13 protein-coding genes are annotated in these 15,363 nt (G+C 67.6%); 3 read left to right on the top strand and 10 right to left on the bottom strand.

The genetic code is table 11. From position 1 onward, the window contains the following. Nucleotides 1-100: 100 nt before the first annotated feature. From xoxJ to E4V01_RS09065, 6 genes are all read right to left on the bottom strand, one after another. On the bottom strand, nt 101-955 hold the full coding sequence (xoxJ, locus tag E4V01_RS09090) for a rare earth element methanol dehydrogenase accessory protein XoxJ (RefSeq protein ID WP_135298130.1): 855 nt from the start codon (nt 953-955) through the stop codon (nt 101-103). Further along, complete coding sequence (gene xoxG, locus E4V01_RS09085; RefSeq protein WP_193763176.1) at nt 955-1,506, bottom strand: methanol metabolism c-type cytochrome XoxG; 552 nt, start codon at nt 1,504-1,506, stop codon at nt 955-957. Before xoxG ends, xoxJ begins: the two co-directional genes overlap by 1 nt. Nucleotides 1,507-1,698: 192 nt before the next feature. Then, nucleotides 1,699-3,504 carry a lanthanide-dependent methanol dehydrogenase XoxF1 gene (gene xoxF1 / locus E4V01_RS09080; RefSeq protein WP_060772211.1) on the bottom strand — a complete coding sequence of 602 codons (1,806 nt, stop codon included), beginning with the start codon at nt 3,502-3,504 and terminating at the stop codon, nt 1,699-1,701. A gap of 704 nt (nt 3,505-4,208) precedes the next feature. Then, nucleotides 4,209-4,982 carry an ABC transporter ATP-binding protein gene (locus E4V01_RS09075; RefSeq protein WP_135298129.1) on the bottom strand — a complete coding sequence of 258 codons (774 nt, stop codon included), beginning with the start codon at nt 4,980-4,982 and terminating at the stop codon, nt 4,209-4,211. Next, the gene (locus tag E4V01_RS09070) at nt 4,963-5,697 is read right to left on the bottom strand and encodes an ABC transporter permease (RefSeq protein ID WP_060769434.1); all 735 of its coding nucleotides are present in this window, start codon (nt 5,695-5,697) and stop codon (nt 4,963-4,965) included. Before E4V01_RS09070 ends, E4V01_RS09075 begins: the two co-directional genes overlap by 20 nt. Before the next feature lie 39 nt (nt 5,698-5,736). Continuing rightward, nucleotides 5,737-6,732, bottom strand: coding sequence for an ABC transporter substrate-binding protein (locus E4V01_RS09065; protein ID WP_135298128.1), 996 nt, complete (start codon nt 6,730-6,732; stop codon nt 5,737-5,739). A 229-nt stretch (nt 6,733-6,961) separates the two neighbouring features. Between E4V01_RS09065 and E4V01_RS09060 the strand changes: the two genes are divergently transcribed. After that, a complete protein-coding gene (locus tag E4V01_RS09060; RefSeq protein ID WP_135298127.1) occupies nt 6,962-7,339 on the top strand; it encodes a 4a-hydroxytetrahydrobiopterin dehydratase in 378 nt (125 codons plus the stop codon). Nucleotides 7,340-7,346: 7 nt separating this feature from the next. On the opposite strand, the gene E4V01_RS09055 is transcribed toward E4V01_RS09060, so the two are convergent. Together E4V01_RS09055 and E4V01_RS09050 are read right to left on the bottom strand one after the other, a co-directional pair. After that, the gene (locus E4V01_RS09055) at nt 7,347-8,222 is read right to left on the bottom strand and encodes a dienelactone hydrolase family protein (protein WP_135298126.1); all 876 of its coding nucleotides are present in this window, start codon (nt 8,220-8,222) and stop codon (nt 7,347-7,349) included. A gap of 117 nt (nt 8,223-8,339) precedes the next feature. Beyond that, nucleotides 8,340-9,242 carry a LysR family transcriptional regulator gene (locus tag E4V01_RS09050; RefSeq protein ID WP_245517478.1) on the bottom strand — a complete coding sequence of 301 codons (903 nt, stop codon included), beginning with the start codon at nt 9,240-9,242 and terminating at the stop codon, nt 8,340-8,342. Nucleotides 9,243-9,400: 158 nt separating this feature from the next. Here E4V01_RS09050 and E4V01_RS09045 point away from each other — a divergent pair, with 158 nt between their 5' ends. Together E4V01_RS09045 and E4V01_RS09040 are read left to right on the top strand one after the other, a co-directional pair. Beyond that, on the top strand, nt 9,401-10,504 hold the full coding sequence (locus E4V01_RS09045) for an NADH:flavin oxidoreductase (RefSeq protein ID WP_135298124.1): 1,104 nt from the start codon (nt 9,401-9,403) through the stop codon (nt 10,502-10,504). Nucleotides 10,505-10,644: 140 nt separating this feature from the next. Continuing rightward, the gene (locus tag E4V01_RS09040; protein ID WP_135298123.1) at nt 10,645-11,031 is read left to right on the top strand and encodes a RidA family protein; all 387 of its coding nucleotides are present in this window, start codon (nt 10,645-10,647) and stop codon (nt 11,029-11,031) included. A 138-nt stretch (nt 11,032-11,169) separates the two neighbouring features. Here E4V01_RS09040 and E4V01_RS09035 read toward each other — a convergent pair whose 3' ends face one another. Both E4V01_RS09035 and E4V01_RS09030 read right to left on the bottom strand, forming a co-directional pair. Beyond that, the gene (locus E4V01_RS09035; RefSeq protein ID WP_003597628.1) at nt 11,170-12,144 is read right to left on the bottom strand and encodes a CoA ester lyase; all 975 of its coding nucleotides are present in this window, start codon (nt 12,142-12,144) and stop codon (nt 11,170-11,172) included. 187 nt (nt 12,145-12,331) lie between these two features. After that, the gene (locus E4V01_RS09030) at nt 12,332-15,100 is read right to left on the bottom strand and encodes a phosphoenolpyruvate carboxylase (protein ID WP_135298122.1); all 2,769 of its coding nucleotides are present in this window, start codon (nt 15,098-15,100) and stop codon (nt 12,332-12,334) included. Nucleotides 15,101-15,363 lie beyond the last annotated feature (263 nt).

Here is a 15,363-nt window from a genome sequence, read left to right as displayed (position 1 = left end):
AGGCCCGAACCGGGGTTCGGGCCTTTCAGAGCGCATTCCGAAAAAGCCGTGGCTGGTTTGTCGAAAGAAGGCGCGCTCTCCCGCGTCTTCTGATCCGGCATCACTCGTCCGCGGCATCGAGAGGCTTGTTGTCCTCCTCCGCCAGCAGCGGCACCTCGTATTCCCGCAACACCGCCTCAATGTCGGCCTTGCGCTTGCGCAGCACGGTGTTGAGGCTGCGCTTCCAGTCGTTCTCGTTGTGGCGGACGCCCATGGAGACACGGAAGGTCAGCGGCGGCCGTCCCGGCTCGTGGAGCAGCGGCACGACATCCATCGGCACGCCGCTCTGCTTGGCCAGCCAGCCCGCAGCCGGCCCCCAGAGGATCGCCACGTCGATCTTCTTCTCGGCGAGATCCGCGATTACTTCCGCCGCGACCGTCTGATGCTTGCGCTCGGCCCCGAAGGCGTAGGGCGCGTAGGCATGGATCCGCTCGCCGACGAGTTTCAGCTCGCTCAGGCGGTTGGAGGGCGGCGTCCCGGCGATGATGCCGATCTGCTTGTCCTTCAGCCGCGGGTCGTCGAGGCGCTTGAGGTCCGACAACGCGCCCTTGCGCGCGACCAGAACGTAGGCCGAGCGGTAATACGGGTTGGTCGCCTGGACGATGTCGCCGCCCGACGTGCCGATGATCAGGTCGCACAGACCGGTGCCGAGGGTATTGCGGACGAATCCGGGCCCCTGGGTCAGCCAGTAATAGCGCAGCTTGACCTTCAGCTCGTCAGCGACGATCTGCGCGATCTTGTTCTCGAAACCGCCGCCCTTGCGCTCGGAGAACGGCATATTGCCGGGATCGCTGCAGACACGCAGGACATCCTGCGTGACCAGATCGGGCAGATGCTGCGCATGAGCGGGCCGCGCCCCTGCCGAGAGCAGGAGCGCGGCGACCGCGACCGAAACGGGTGCGCTTGAGCGGGTCATCAGCCGCCCAGGCACTCCTTCTCGACGGTCTTGGCGCTTTCGGGCTTGTCTTCCTTCTCGCCCGGACGGGCCCGGCCCCAGGCACCGGCGGCGCGGGCGCGCAGGTACACGTAGAGGTCGTTGGCGTAGCACATCACGTTCTTGTTGTCGCCGAAGGCGGGCATCACCTGGTTGGCGGTGTTGCTGACCTCCTGCTTGCCGCCGGCGAGGATGCCGTAGAACTCCTCGTAGGAGAGGCGCTTCAGCGAGTCCTTGAGAGCGGGCGCGTAGGTCGAGCCCATGCCGTCCGGGCCGTGGCAGACGTGGCACTCGGCGTGATAGCGGCGATAGCCGGAATAGGTGAACCAATCGACCTTCTTGCCGTCGTTGGTGATGCGGAAGGTCGGGTGACCGTCCTTATCGAAGTACTTGCCGTCCTCTTCCTTCGCCGCGGCGGCGGCCTTGAGCACCGGCTCGTCGATCTCTTTGGCGTTCGGATCGAGCTTGTTGGCGAGTTCGGGCTTGGCATCCTGGGCGAAGGCAACGGTGGCGGCGGGAACCGCTCCGAGCAAGGCTGCACCGACGAGACCAAGAAGAGCGGTTCTTTTCATCGAAGACAACGACGTTTCTCCCGAGACCATCATGTTGCACCGCAACGTAGTCGTGCGGCTACCAAGCAGGCCCTACAGCATAATCATAAAATCATAAAGATGCCGGCGCGATTTCCCGCGCCGGCATCCTTCAGGCTCTATGTCGCAAGCGACTTAGTTGTTCGGCAGCGAGAAGACCGTGAGCTGGCCACCGAGGTTGGTGTAGCTCGACAGGGCCGCATAGCCACCCACCGCGCCGAGACCGGCGTTCGGGTCGGTCAGGCCGGCCGCGAGGCCGATGCCGGCCCAGCCGCCGACGCCCGAGAGCACGGCGACGTGCTGCTTGCCCTTGTGCTCGTAGGTCATCACGTTGCCGATGATGCCCGACGGGGTCTTGAACTTGTACAGTTCCTTACCCGTCTTCGAGTCGACGGCCTTCAGGAAGCCTTCGAGCGTGCCGTAGAACACCACGTCACCGGCAGTGGCGAGCGCGCCGCCCCAAGCCGAGAACTGCTCGGGGTTGGACCACTTGATCTTACCCTGGAGGTTGTCCCAGGCGATGAAGTTGCCCATGCCGCCATGCGAGCCCGGAGCCGGGTACATGGAGAGGGTCGCACCGACGTAGGGCTGGCCCGGGGTGTAGGTCACCCGGAACGGCTCGTAGTCCATGCAGACGTGGTTGGTGGGCACGTAGAACAGGCCGGTCTTGGGCGAGAAGGCCGCCGGCTGCTGGTCCTTGGTGCCGAGAGCCGCCGGGCAGATGCCCTTCGAGTTCACGTCTTCACCGTTCTGCTCGGTCGAGTACTTCGACACGACCAGCGGGCGGCCGTAGGTCTTGGAACCCTTGTCCAGGTCGACCTTGGTGGCCCAGTTCACGACCGGATCGAACTTCTCGGCGACGAGCACCTCACCGGTGGCGCGGTCGAGCGTGTAGCCGAAGCCGTTACGATCGAAGTGCGTCAGCAGCGGACGGTCCTTGCCGTCGAACTTCTGATCCGTGAGGATCATCTCGTTGATGCCGTCGAAGTCCCACTCGTCGTGGGGGGTCATCTGGTAGACCCACTTGGCCATGCCGGTGTCGGGGTTACGCGCCCAAATGGTCATCGACCACTTGTTGTCGCCCGGACGCTGCTTGGGGTTCCAAGTGGAGGGGTTGCCCGAGCCGTAGTACATCAGGTCGAGCTTGGGATCGTAGGAGAACCAGCCCCAGGTGCAGCCGCCGCCGGTCTTCCACTGATCGCCTTCCCAGGTCTTCAGCGAGGAGTCCTTGCCGATCGGCTTGCCGAGCGAGGTGGTCTTCTCGGGGTCGACGAGGAGCTGATCGTCCGGGCCGATCGAGTAGCCGCGCCACACCTTCTTGCCGGACTTCAGGTCGTAGGCGGTGACGTGGCACTGCACGCCGAACTCGCCGCCGGAGATGCCGACGATGACCTTGTCCTTCACCGGGAGAACGGTGGCGGTGTTGGTCTCACCCTTGGACGGGTCGCCGTTCTTGACCGACCAGTTCACCTTGCCGGACTTGGCGTCGAGCGAGACGAGCGTGGTGTCGGCCTGGTGCAGGAGGATCGCGCCGTCGGCATAGGCCAGACCACGGTTGACCGTGTCACAGCACATGACCGGGATCACGGACGGATCCTGCTTGGGCTCGTACTTCCACACGATCTTGGCGCCCTGGTCGAGGTCCAGCGCGTAGACGATGTTCGGGAAGGGGGTGTGGACATACATGATGTTGCCGACGACGAGCGGAGAGCCCTCGTGGCCGCGCAGCACGCCGGTCGAGAAGGTCCAGGCGACCTGGAGGTTCTTGACGTTGCTGGCGTTGATCTGGTCGAGCTTGGAATAGCGGGTATTGGCGTAATCGACCGTCTGGAGCACCTGCTCCGCCGGGTTGGCGACGCCCTTCATGACGCTTTCGTTGGCAAGGGCCGGGCTTGCAGCCGCGAGACCCGCACCGAGTGCGAGGAGATGTACCGCTCTCATGGATTCCTCCGACAAGTCTTATCCGCCGCTGGATAGCAGCCCGCTACCCACCGTTGATTGACCTGCTGTTTGCGACAGGGATGATATTCGCTCCGGCAGCTCGCGCCTGCCGCACAGGAATTAGGATTATTCCATACTTCCCGGCGACTTACCCGGCTGGGCCCGCATCCCTCAGCGGCTCCCCGAAACCGAAGCTTGAACGAACTCTAAGAAAATTTCGGGCGCCGTCAACTCGCTTTCGCGCGTCGAATGTCGCAGTCACGCCGGCCTTTATCAGGAAAGTTGCCCGCTAAATTCAGCTTATTGCATTGCACAATTTGATGGGCGGCGCACACTTCTCAAGTTTGTTTTGACGACCTCCGCCCCTCTACCATGGATACGAATGCGCCAACCGCATGGGATGACCAAATTTTCCCATCGCCCATGCGTCCGTAGCACTTTAATTCCTGCCTTCGGCGCCGGGCATGCGCGTTCGCGATGCCGCACTGCAAACAGTCCGGCCCGTCGCACGACGCGTCAACGGGGCCGAGGGCTGCCCGATCCTCCTCGTGCGGGGCGGGAAATTTTTGCAATGAACCGCTCCGTTTATCCTTAAGGAACGGCCGCCATCCCCAATGGGACACCGCAGAGGGGCTGCGATAGCCTCCGATGAGCCTTCGACGCGCCTGCGGCTTGAGCAGCGCGCGATTCTCTGGGGCGTGATTCTACTGAGCGACGATGCCGGGAAAGCGGGCGGCGAGACCCCGGCGGGTCGCGTCGGCCCAAGGCCGGTCCCGCTCGCCGCGCGGCCGGTCGAGGGGCAGGCTCGCCAGCAGCCGGGCGGGGCGGGGCGAGACCAACAGCAGACGGTCGGCGATCTCGATGGCCTCGGCGACGTTGTGCGTCACCATCAACGCGCTCGTGCCCGAGCCGGCCACCGCTTCGACCACCAGCGCCCGCAGGGATGCGGCGGCCGCGTCGTCCAGGGAGACGAAGGGCTCGTCGAGAACGAGGATGCGCGGCTCCAGCGCCAGCGCCCGTGCCAGCGCCACCCGGCGCTGCATCCCGAGCGACAGCGCGCCGGGATAGTGTGCGCGCCATGCTGCGAGCCCGAGCGACGCGAACAGGCCGTCGAGGTCGCGCGCCCGGCGCTCGCGCGGCAGGCCGAGCCGCACGTTCTGCTCGATGGTGCGCCAGGGCAGCAGGCGCGGATCCTGAAACACCATCGCGATACCGGCCTGGGAGGGCTCGGGCGTCACGCTGCCCTCGAAGTCGCGGTCGAGGCCGAGGAGGATGCGCAGTGTCGTGGTCTTGCCCGCGCCCGAAGGCCCGATCAGACAGGTGATCTCGCCGGCATGGAGTTCGAAGGCGAGGCCACGCACCGCTTCGACGGCCTCGGTGCGCGCCTTGCGGCCACGCTTGCGGTAGACCTTGCGGTCCACGCGCACCGTCAGCAGCGGCGCGGTCTCGGCGCCGGGTTCAGCGCCAGCGGCGGACATGGGCGTCGAGGGGCTGGAGGAGGAGGGAGTCGAGGGCGAGCATCACGCTCATGAAGACGAGGCTGTAGCCGATCACCGCGGTGACGTCGAAGAGCGTGAAGTAGTAGTTGATGGCAAAGCCGACCCCGTTGGGACGGCCCAATAGTTCCACCACCAGCACGATCTTCCAGGCGAGCGAGATGCCGGAGCGCGCCGCCGCCACCATGAAGGGCTGGAGTTGCGGCAGCAGCACATGGGCGATCCAGGTCCGCCGGTCGAAGCGATAGGTCGTCGCCATCTCCTCCAGCCCCGGATCGAGGCCGCGGGCGCCCTCGCGCATGATCACCGCGACATTGGGCAGCTTGTTGAGCGCCACCGCGACGATGGCCGCGGTCTCGGTCAGCCCGAGCCAGACATAGGCCAGCACCGTGATGACGAGGGCCGGCGTGTTGAGGACGACGAGAAGCGGCGTATCGAGCAGCCGGTCGGCAAGGCGCGAGCGGCCGAGGGCGATGCCGAGCAGCACGCCGAGGCTCATGGCGATCACGAAGGAGACCGCGACCCGGGCGAGCGTGACGCCGACATTGAAGAACAGGCTGCCGCTCTGCGCCTCGCGCAGGATGAACGCGAACACCGCGCTCGGCGCCGGCAGGGTCCGCGTATCGGCATAGGCGGAGATGCCCTGCCAGAGGACGAGAAGGACGGCGAGGGAGAGGAGGCGCGCGAGCAGGGCCATGCGGAAGGTCAGCGGACCGGAACCGTCATCGTGCCGTCGTCAGCCATTGCCCGAGGCGTCGAGATAGAGGTCCGGCGGCAGGCTCTTGCCCACGCCGAGGAGTTGCGCACCCGCGAGCCGATCCAGCGCCGCATAGATGCGCTCGCCATCGGCGCGCTCGGCGGCGATGGTCCGGCGCGGGATGCCGGCGAGGAAATCGCGCTTGAGCGTGGCGAAGGTGGCGTCGTCCTCCGCCGCCATCAGCGGGCGGACCGTCTCCCACAGGGCCGGCTCGTTCGCGAGCGCGTCCTTGGCGGCGGCCGAGGCGCGGGCGAAGCCTCGCACCACCTCGCCGCGGTCGGCCACGGTGTGGCCCTCGTAGAGATAGCCGATCAGCGAGACGGCGCCTTTGGCGCCAAAAGCCCGCATGACGTCGTCCGCCGAGATCAGCCGCCTGAAGCCCTTGGCTTCGAGACGGGCGCAGAACTGCCAGTAGAGCAGAGCTGCGTCGAGTTCGCCGGTCTCCAGCTTCTGCGCCAGCAGCGGCGGCGCGCCGTAGGCGATCTGCGCGACGTTCTCGAGGTCGAGCCCCGCCGTCTCGCGACCCTGTGCCCTCAGCAGGATCCAGTTCTTGTCGAGCGCACCGCCCGCCACGCCGAGCCGCTTGCCCGAAAGCCCCTTCAGATCCGTGATCGGACTTCCCGCGGGCACCATCAGTGCCCCTTCCGTGGTCGAGTAGGGCGAGAAACGCACCCCCCGCCCCTCGTTGCCGAGGCGGGCGGCGAAGATCAGGTCGCCGACGATGGCATCGACCTGACCGCCGAGAAAGGCGATGCGGGCGGCGTCGTTGCCGGCAAGCTTGACGATATCGAGGGTGAAGCCGTTGGCCGTATCAAAGCCGCGCGCCTTGATGACGGCAGCCTCCCAGGCGGCGGTGCCGAAAGGCAGCACGCCGAGCCGGAACGTCTCGCCCGCCGCCTGCGCGCGGCGCCCCGTCGGCAGCGTCACGGCCAGCGACAGAGCCGCCGTCGCGAGCATTCCGCGCCGTGACAGCATGGGCGTCCTCATGAATTATCGGTCAGGCCGTTCCGTCCCCGGCGGAGGCGGAAGGTTTCTGTTGAATTTTTTAATAGGGACTCGCCTCCGCCCCGTCCACAGCCGGTCCCAGCGTTTCCGCTGCGACATGCGGGCCGCCGCCGCTCAAGGGTCAAGCTCCCACCGATCCCGGCTTGCGCCGCCGCCCGTCCCGACGCAGGTTTTCACCGTATCGGATGGGAGTGAGACGATGACGCAAGCACGCGAAGACGTCCTCGACGACGCGACGGTCGAGCGGCGGCTGAAGGAAGATCTGCCGCATTGGCGGCTGGAGGAGGGCTGGATCCGGCGCACCTACAAGACCGCTTCGTGGAAGAGCACGCTGATGGTCATCAATACGGTGGGCCATCTGGCCGAGGCCGCATGGCACCACCCCGACATCACCGCCTCCTACGCCTGGGTCGAGGTCCGGCTGATGAACCACGCCGCCAAGGGCATCACCGAGAAGGATTTTTCGCTGGCAAAGAAGATCGAGGAGGTGGTGGGCTGGCAGCCGGGCGCGGAGGGCGGCGCCCTCGAAGGGACGCCGACCGATCCGCGCTTCGCCTACATCAAGTACGACAAGTGAGCCGGATTCAGGCGACGCCGTGCTGCCGGAACCAGTCCTGCAGCCGCTTCCAGCCGTCCTGTGCCGGCTCCGCGCGGTAGCTCGGACGGTAATCGGCATGGAAGGCGTGCGGTGCCTCGGGATAGACGACGAAATCGCAGGTCTTGCCGGCGGCCCGGCAGGCCTCCTTCATCCGGTCGATCGTGGCGACCGGAATGCCCTGATCGGCCCCGCCGTAGAGGCCGAGCACCGGCGCCTTGAGGTCGGCGGCGACATCGACCGGATGCTTCGGCGTCAGGGCCGAGCTATCGCCCACGAGCCGCCCGTACCACGCCACGCCCGCTTTCACGCCCGGATTGTGCGCGGCGTAGAGCCAGGTGATGCGCCCGCCCCAGCAGAAGCCGGTGATCCCGAGGCGGGCCGTGTCGGCCTTGCCCGTGCTCTTGGCGAAGGCGACCGCCGCATCGAGGTCGCTCATGACCTGCGCGTCGGGTACCTTTGAGACGACCTCGCTCACGATCTGCTGAATGTTGGTCAGCGCCGAGACGTCGCCCTGTCGGGCATAGAGTTCCGGCGCCAGGGCGAAGTAGCCGAGCTTGGCCAGCCGGCGGCACACATCCTTGATGTGCTCGTGGACGCCGAAGATTTCCTGCACGACCAGGATCGTCGGAAAGGGACCGCCCTCGGCGGGCATGGCCCGGTAGGCCGGGATCTCGCCGTCCTGCGTCGGAATCTTCACCTCGCCGGCGATCAGGCCGTTCGTATCCGTGGTGATCGTGGTCTGGGCCGCGACGGGCTGCGCGGCGAGCGCGAAGCCCGTGGCGAGACTCGTGGCGATCACGGTGCGCCGTGAGAGGGTCGTCTGAGCCGCGAGGCTCCGCAGGTCGGCATCGAACGCGGTCATGCGCACCACTCCGGGGTGAGAACATCGAGCGGGCCGAGGCCCGGCGATGGAAGTAGCGGCGCATCGGCGAATGGCGACGGTGGCACGCGGCGTTCCTCGCTTTCGCTGGGCGTCCGGCTAGGCCCCCTCGCTGGAGACAGCCGGGGCCGCGCCCAACTCCGCCTTCAGCGCATCGAGGAAGTGGCGCACCCGTGCCGGAAGGTGCTGCCGCGTCGGGAGGACGGCCCAGATCGCCAGCAGTTCGGGCTCGGTCTCGGTCAGGTTCAGTGCGACCAGGGTGCCGTCGGCGAGGTCCTGAGCCACGTCCCAATAGGTCAGCAGGGCGAGGCCGGCCCCGGCGAGGCAGGCTTCGCGCACGGCGTCGACGCTGTTGGCCGCCAGGCGACCGCCGACTCGTTTGGTGAAGGGCCGCCCGTCTCGGCGGAACGGCCACGCATCCATCGCATGCAGCGTCAGGCAGGCGTGGTCATCGATCTCCGCGAGCCTCTGCGGGCTTCCGCGAGCGGCCAGGTAGCTCGGGGCGGCGCAGAGAATGCGCGGGTTGTCGGCCAACCGGACGGCGACGAGATCTGATGTCTGCAGGGTGGCCACGCGCAACGCGACGTCGATCCCCGAGGCGACGATGTCCACGATGCTGTCGCTGAAGGTCAGGTCCACCTGCAGCAGCGGGTTCTCGGCCATCAGACGAACGGCAAGCGGCACGACGAGCGCCCGCCCGATCCGGTTGGGCGCCGTGACGCGCAGGACGCCGCTCAAGCCTTCGTGGCGCTCGACGAACAACGCCGCCGCGGCCTCCCGCGCTTCGAGCATCGCTCTCGCGAAGGGGAGGAAGGTCTCGCCGTCCGTGGTCAGGGCGACCGCTCGGGTCGTGCGATGCAGGAGGCGGACTCCGAGTTCCGCTTCCAACCCGGCGAGGCGGCGGCTGACCGCCATCGGCGAGTGTCCCGACAGCCGCCCGGCGGCCGACAGGCTGCCGGTCGTGACGATCGAGCAGAACAGGGCGACGTCGGACAGATCCATCGTCATATCATGGGGCGATAAGATCCTTATCGTCCAGCCGCGCTACCGCGTATCGGCGGCGGCCGCTACCTCGGGATAGACACCGGCGCAATACGCCGGCCGCTCCCTCGTACGGAAATCTTCCGGACGGACAGGAGAGCGTCGAGGCGGAGACCGCAATGAGCACGAGCCACGATCCCTTCTTCACGCCTATCGATATAAACGGCGTCGCGCTGCGCAATCGCTTCGCGGTCGCGCCGATGACCCGGGTGAGCGCGACCGAGGACGGGAGCGCGACGGCGGAGATGGCGCGCTACTACGAACGCTTCGCCCGCGGCGGCTTCGGCCTCCTGATCACCGAGGGCCTCTACACCGACCGGGCCTTCGCCCAGGGCTACCAGCATCAGCCTGGCCTCACCGACGCGGCGCAGGCGCACGCGTGGCGCCCGGTCGTGGAGGCCGCCCACCGTCACGGAGCGCGCATCGTCGCGCAGCTGATGCATGCGGGCGCGATCAGCCAGGGCAACCGCTTCCGCGACGGCACCCTCGGCCCCTCGGCGGTTCAGCCCCGGGGCCAGCAGATGGCGTTCTATTACGGGCAAGGTCCCTATCCGACGCCGCGCGCCATGACCGAGGAGGCCATCGCCGACGCCGTGCAAGGTTTCGCCGATGCGGCCGGCCGGGCCGTCGGCGAGGCCGGCTTCGACGGCATCGAGATCCACGGCGCGAACGGCTACCTCATCGACCAGTTCATGACCGATCACAGCAACCGGCGGACGGATCGCTGGGGCGGCGATGCGTCCCGGCGCGTCGCGTTCCTGCTGGCGGTGTTCGGCGCCGTGCGGGCGAAGGTCGGCGGGCGGGTGCCGGTCGGCGTTCGGATCTCGCAGGGCAAGGTCAACGACTTCGCCCACAAATGGGCCGGGGGCGAACGGGACGCCGAGGTCATCTTCGGCGCGCTCGCGGATGCGGGGGCCGACGCCATCCACGTCACCGAGCACGAAGCCTGGGCGCCCGCCTTCGAGGGCGTCTCCGACAGCCTCGTCGGCCTCGCGCGGCGATACGCGCCGAAGATGCGCCTGATCGCGAATGGCGGCCTCCACGACCTGGCGAGGGCGCGGGAGACTTTTGAAGCCGGGGCCGACCTCGTGGCGCTCGGCAAGGGCGCGCTCGCCAATCCGGATTTCCCCGACCGCATCCGCACCGCGCGGAACGTGGCCGCGTTCGATCCCGCGCTCCTCGGGCCGATCGCCAACATCAAGCCGAGTGAGCTGGCCGCCTGAGTGTCTCTCACAAAACGCCCGCTGCGCTGTCATCGCCAGAACGAGAACGGTCAGAGACCGGGAGTTTTGTGAGGCACTCTGAAACGCGAGCCCGCGGGCGGCGGACCGAACGCCATCCGACCCCAGGAAGGAGCAGGACGATGCTGGAACAAGTGATCACCGAGCCCGACAACTACGCGCCCTTCCTGCTCTCTCAGGGCATCCGCTACGGCAACCTGCTCTTCATCTCCGGCCAGGCAGGCGCGGGCGACGATGGCCGGATCGTCGCGGGCGGTTTCCGGGCCCAGGGCGAACAGGCCTTCGCCAACCTGCGCCGCGCCCTGGAGGCCGGCGGATCGAGCCTGAAGGACGTCGTCAAGGTGACGATCTTCGTGACCGACATGGGTCACTTCCCGGATGTGGTCGAACTGCGCCGCCGGTTCTTTTCGGCTCCCTACCCCGCCGACACGATCGCGGAGGTGAAGGCGCTCTATGATCCAGAGGCGATGATCGAGATCGAAGCGATCGCGGCCGTGCGGGCGGCGTGATGCCGGCGGGGCGCTGATCCGGCTCTCTCCATCGGACGAGCCGCCGCCACGCGACAGCGATGGCCGGCTCCGGGCGATGGGCCAAAAGAAAATGGCCGGGCGAACCCGGCCATCCTCCGTTCTACCGGTGGAAAGAGATCACTTCCCGCCCATCGCGTCGGCCTTCTGGATCAGCGCCTCGGCCATGCGGATCGAGGCGATGTCGATGAGGCGGCCGTCGAGCGAGACGGCGCCGCGGCCGGCCTTGGCGGCCTCTTCCATGGCCTCCAGAATGCGGCGGGCCTTGGTGACCTCGGCCTCGGAGGGGGTGAACACCTCGTTGGCGAGATCGATCTGCGAGGGGTGGATCGCCCACTTGCCCTCGAAGCCGAGCGCGGCGCAGCGGCGGGCGGCCGAGGTGTAGCCGTCCGGATCGGAGAAGTCGCCGAAGGGACCGTCGATCGGGCGCAGGCCGTAGGCACGGCAGGCGACCAGCATCCGGTTCTGGGCGAACAGCCACGGATCCTGCCAGTGGGTCTGGCGGTTGCCGGCCTCGTCCTTGTCGGTGAGCACCGAGTAATCGGCGTTGACGCCGCCGATCACGGTGGAGCGGGCGCGGGTGGAGGCGGCGTAGTCGGCGACACCGAAGGACATCGCCTCAAGGCGCTTGGAGGAGGTCGCGATCGCCTCGACATTGGCCATGCCGAGCGCGGTCTCGATCAGCACCTCGAAGCCGATCTTCTTCTCGCGCTTCTTGGCCTGCTCGATCTGCGTCGTCAGCACGTCGATGGCGTAGACGTCGGCCGGCACGCCGACCTTGGGGATCAGGATCATGTCGAGGCGCGGGCAGGCCTCGACGATGTCGACCACGTCCCGGTACATGTAGTGGGTGTCGAGACCGTTGATGCGGATCATCATGGTCTTGTTGCCCCAATCCAGGTCGTTGAGGGCCTGGATGATGTTCTTGCGGGCCTGCTCCTTGTCGTCGGGCGCGACCGCGTCCTCGAGGTCGAGGAAGATCACATCGGCCTTCGAGGCGGCCGACTTCTCCATGAAGGTCGGGTTGGAGCCGGGAACCGCGAGTTCCGAGCGGTGCAGGCGCGGGGTGGCCTGCTGAATCAGGGTGAAGCTCATCGGGAATCCTCCGTTCTGTGAGACCGTCTTGTCGTGCGCGTGGTCACGCGTGGGAGACACGTGCCGCACTTGAAAAGCATCGTCCTTTTCCGAAAGCCGGCGGCCACCTTTCGGGACGATGTTCTATCTCGCGCGCCCGGGCCGGCCGTCCAGCCGGGCCCGGAACACGTCGCCGAGATTGTATGCATTATCCAGTCGCGCCGAAGCCGACGGCGATGCAGTTGATCGACAGCAGCAGCGCGGACTTCACCGCCTCGCGCTTGTCCTCGTCGGTCTCGTTGCGGTAGCGGCGCAGGAGCTCGACCTGCTCGCGGCTGACCTGATTGATGGTCGGCAGCCGCCCGCGCAGGCGTTCGCTGAATTGCGGGAAGCGCTGGGCGAGTTCACTGTCGCCCGACACCCGCAGGACCATTTCCCGCGTCAGCGCGTATTCCGCCTCGATCATGCCGAAGATGCGCGCGCGGACGGCCTCGTCCTCGACGAGGCCGGCATAGTCGCGGGCGATCTCGAGATCGACCATCAGCAGCGTCTTCTCGACTTCGTCGAGGACGAGGCGGAACACCCGGCAATCCCGGAACAGGCGCTTCAGCAGGGCTTCGCCCGCCTCGCCGCGCACGTCGATGAAGCTCTTCAGGCCCGAGCCGACGCCGTACCAGCCGGTGATGACGTGCCGGTTCTGCGACCACGCGAACACCCAGGGGATCGCGCGCAGATCCGAGAGCGACTTGGCGCCGAAGCGCCGGGCCGGGCGCGAGCCGATATTGAGCAGCGAGATCTCGTCGAGCGGGCTCGCCGCCTGGAAGTAATCGACGAGGCCCTCGGCCTGGAGCAAATTGACGTAGGCCGCCCGCGAGGCGCCCGAGAGCGCTTCCAGGGCGTCGTCGAACTCGGCGCGCGAGCCGTTGCCGTTGCCCTCCGAGAGCAGGGCGTGCTCGAACACCGAGGCCGCCAGCAGCTCCATCTGGTAGGCGGCGGTGCCGCGGTTGGCGTATTTGAACGAGACGACCTCGCCCTGCTCGGTGATGCGGAAGCGGCCCTGGATCGAGCCCGGCGGTTGGGCGGCGATGCCGCGATGGGTCGGCACGCCGCCGCGGCTGACCGAGCCGCCGCGGCCGTGGAAGAAGGCGATCGGCACGCCGAGATGGTTGCCGAGCGTCGTCAGCCGCACCTGCGCCTTGTACAGCTCCCAGTTCGAGGCGATGAAGCCGCCGTCCTTGTTGGAGTCGGAGTAGCCGATCATCACTTCCTGAACCCCGCCCTGCCAGCGGGTGGAGCGGCGCACCACGGGGATGCCGAGCAGCTCCTTCATGATGGCCGGCGCGGCGCGCAGGTCGTCGATGGTCTCGAACAGCGGCACGATCGGCAGCGGGCAGATCTCGGTGCCGGTCGCGTCGAGGAAGATGCCGGCCTCCTTGGCCAGCAGGTAGGCGCCGAGCACGTCCACGGTCGAGCGCGTCATCGACAGAATGAAGGCGCCGAACGCCTCGCGGTCGAGGGTATCGCGCATCTCGCCGACCAGGGCGAAGGTGGCGAGCGTCTCGCGCGCGTCGTCGGGCAGCCGGTCGGCGAAGTCCTCGAACGAGGTCTCCGGCGTCCGCGGCCGGGCGAGTTCGGTGAGCAGCCACTCCTTCCAGGCGGGGGAATCGAGCGCCGGCGGCTCGCGGTCGCCGTTGCGGAGCTTCCACAGGGCGTGCAGCGTCTTGGTGGTGCGGGTCGAGTTCTCGCGCAGATCCAGCCGCACGGTCGAGAAGCGGAAGATCTCGACCATCCGCCGCACCGGCCGCACGATGTCGGTGGCGAGCGCGCCGCACTTGGCGTCGGCCAGCCCCTTCTCGAGGGTGCGCAGATCGTTGATGAGCCCGTCCGCGCTCGGATAATCCGGCCCGACCGAGCGGGCGCCCTTGTTGCGGGCGATCGTCGCTTCGAGCTTGCGCAGCACGCAGGAGAGGAACTGGCGGTAGGCTTCGCCGGGATTGCGGTTGGCGATGGCCCGCGCCTCGCCGGACTCGGCCAGCATGTGCGCGAGTTCGCTGCGGAAGGTCTCGGGCACCGGCAGCGAGCGCTCGGTGATCGAGAGCACCCGGCCGAGATGGGTGATGCCATCGCGGTAGCGACGGAGCGATGCCAGCGCGTTGCGCTGGAGCGTCTCGCGGGTCACGCTCGCCGTGACGTAGGGGTTGCCGTCGCGGTCGCCGCCGATCCAGCTACCGAACTGGAAGAACGGCGGCACCTCGAAGGTCTCGTCGGGATAGTACTGCGCGAGGCTCTCTTCGAGCGAGAGCAGCATCTCGGGCAGCATCTCGAACAGGGTCTCGTCGAAGAAGTGCAGGCCCCAGGCGACCTCGCGCTCGACGGTGGCCTTCTCCAGATGCAGCTCACCCGTCATCCAGATCAGCTCGATCTGGTCGCGCAGCTCGTTCATCAGGCCGTTGCGCTCGCGCTCGGTCCAGCGCGGCAGTTCCAGCTCGCGCAGCACGAGGTAGATCCGGCGCAGCTTCTCCAGCACCGTCACGCGCTTGCCCTCGGTGGGATGCGCGGTGATGGTCGGGCGGATGCGCAGGTCCTTGAGCAGCGCGTGGATCCGCTGCGGGCCGATGCCCCGGGCGGAGGCCTCGGCCAGAACCTTGGCGAAGGAGCCGTTCAGCGCCTCGCGGCCCTGGTCGCGCTCGACGTGGCGGCGGCGGCGCATGGCCGCGTTCTGCTCCGCGATCGAGACGAGCTGGAACCAGATGCCCTGCACCTGAAGCGCGCGCGCCAGCATCTCCGGCGTGAAGGAGGAGATGTCGGCGCGGCCATGCAGCACGTCCTCCAGCTCGGGCTCGTGGCGGCGGGCCACGTCGAGCAGGGCGTGGAACAGGATGTCGAGGGCGTCCTCGGTGGCCGTGCCGGTGATGATCGGCGGCGCGAAGGTCGTGTCGGTCGCGGCTGACGGCCGGGCGTGCAGCGTCTTGGTCATGGGATCCCCCCTGGCGAGGTTCTCTTTTCGGAGTTCCGCAGGCTGATGCCTTCGGGCGGGCAGATGGATTCGATCGTCGGGGCGCTTCCTCTCCGCAGGCCGGAATGGAGACCTCGTGCGTGTTTGCCCCAACCCTCACCCTCATCCTGAGGTGCTGGAGCGGAGCGGAAGCCTCGAAGGATCTTCCAGGAATCGCACGCGATCTGGAGGACCCTTCGAGGCCGCGTCGCGGCACCTCAGGGTGAGGCGTCGGATAGGAGAAG

It is taken from the genome of Methylorubrum sp. Q1 (genome assembly GCF_004683995.1).
Lineage (GTDB): Bacteria > Pseudomonadota > Alphaproteobacteria > Rhizobiales > Beijerinckiaceae > Methylobacterium.
The sequence above is the reverse complement of the archived record's forward strand: the minus strand, read 5'-3'. Positions and strand labels throughout refer to the sequence as shown.

What these genes read in the sequence shown, in the direction of transcription:
- xoxJ (WP_135298130.1), bottom strand. Translation starts at nt 955, where the DNA reads ATGACCCGCTCAAGCGCACCCGTTTCGGTCGCGGTCGCCGCGCTCCTG.
- xoxF1 (WP_060772211.1), bottom strand. Translation starts at nt 3,504, where the DNA reads ATGAGAGCGGTACATCTCCTCGCACTCGGTGCGGGTCTCGCGGCTGCA.
- E4V01_RS09075 (WP_135298129.1), bottom strand. Translation starts at nt 4,982, where the DNA reads ATGTCCGCCGCTGGCGCTGAACCCGGCGCCGAGACCGCGCCGCTGCTG.
- E4V01_RS09070 (WP_060769434.1), bottom strand. Translation starts at nt 5,697, where the DNA reads ATGGCCCTGCTCGCGCGCCTCCTCTCCCTCGCCGTCCTTCTCGTCCTC.
- E4V01_RS09065 (WP_135298128.1), bottom strand. Translation starts at nt 6,732, where the DNA reads ATGCTGTCACGGCGCGGAATGCTCGCGACGGCGGCTCTGTCGCTGGCC.
- E4V01_RS09060 (WP_135298127.1), top strand. Translation starts at nt 6,962, where the DNA reads ATGACGCAAGCACGCGAAGACGTCCTCGACGACGCGACGGTCGAGCGG.
- E4V01_RS09055 (WP_135298126.1), bottom strand. Translation starts at nt 8,222, where the DNA reads ATGACCGCGTTCGATGCCGACCTGCGGAGCCTCGCGGCTCAGACGACC.
- E4V01_RS09050 (WP_245517478.1), bottom strand. Translation starts at nt 9,242, where the DNA reads ATGGATCTGTCCGACGTCGCCCTGTTCTGCTCGATCGTCACGACCGGC.
- E4V01_RS09045 (WP_135298124.1), top strand. Translation starts at nt 9,401, where the DNA reads ATGAGCACGAGCCACGATCCCTTCTTCACGCCTATCGATATAAACGGC.
- E4V01_RS09040 (WP_135298123.1), top strand. Translation starts at nt 10,645, where the DNA reads ATGCTGGAACAAGTGATCACCGAGCCCGACAACTACGCGCCCTTCCTG.
- E4V01_RS09035 (WP_003597628.1), bottom strand. Translation starts at nt 12,144, where the DNA reads ATGAGCTTCACCCTGATTCAGCAGGCCACCCCGCGCCTGCACCGCTCG.
- E4V01_RS09030 (WP_135298122.1), bottom strand. Translation starts at nt 15,100, where the DNA reads ATGACCAAGACGCTGCACGCCCGGCCGTCAGCCGCGACCGACACGACC.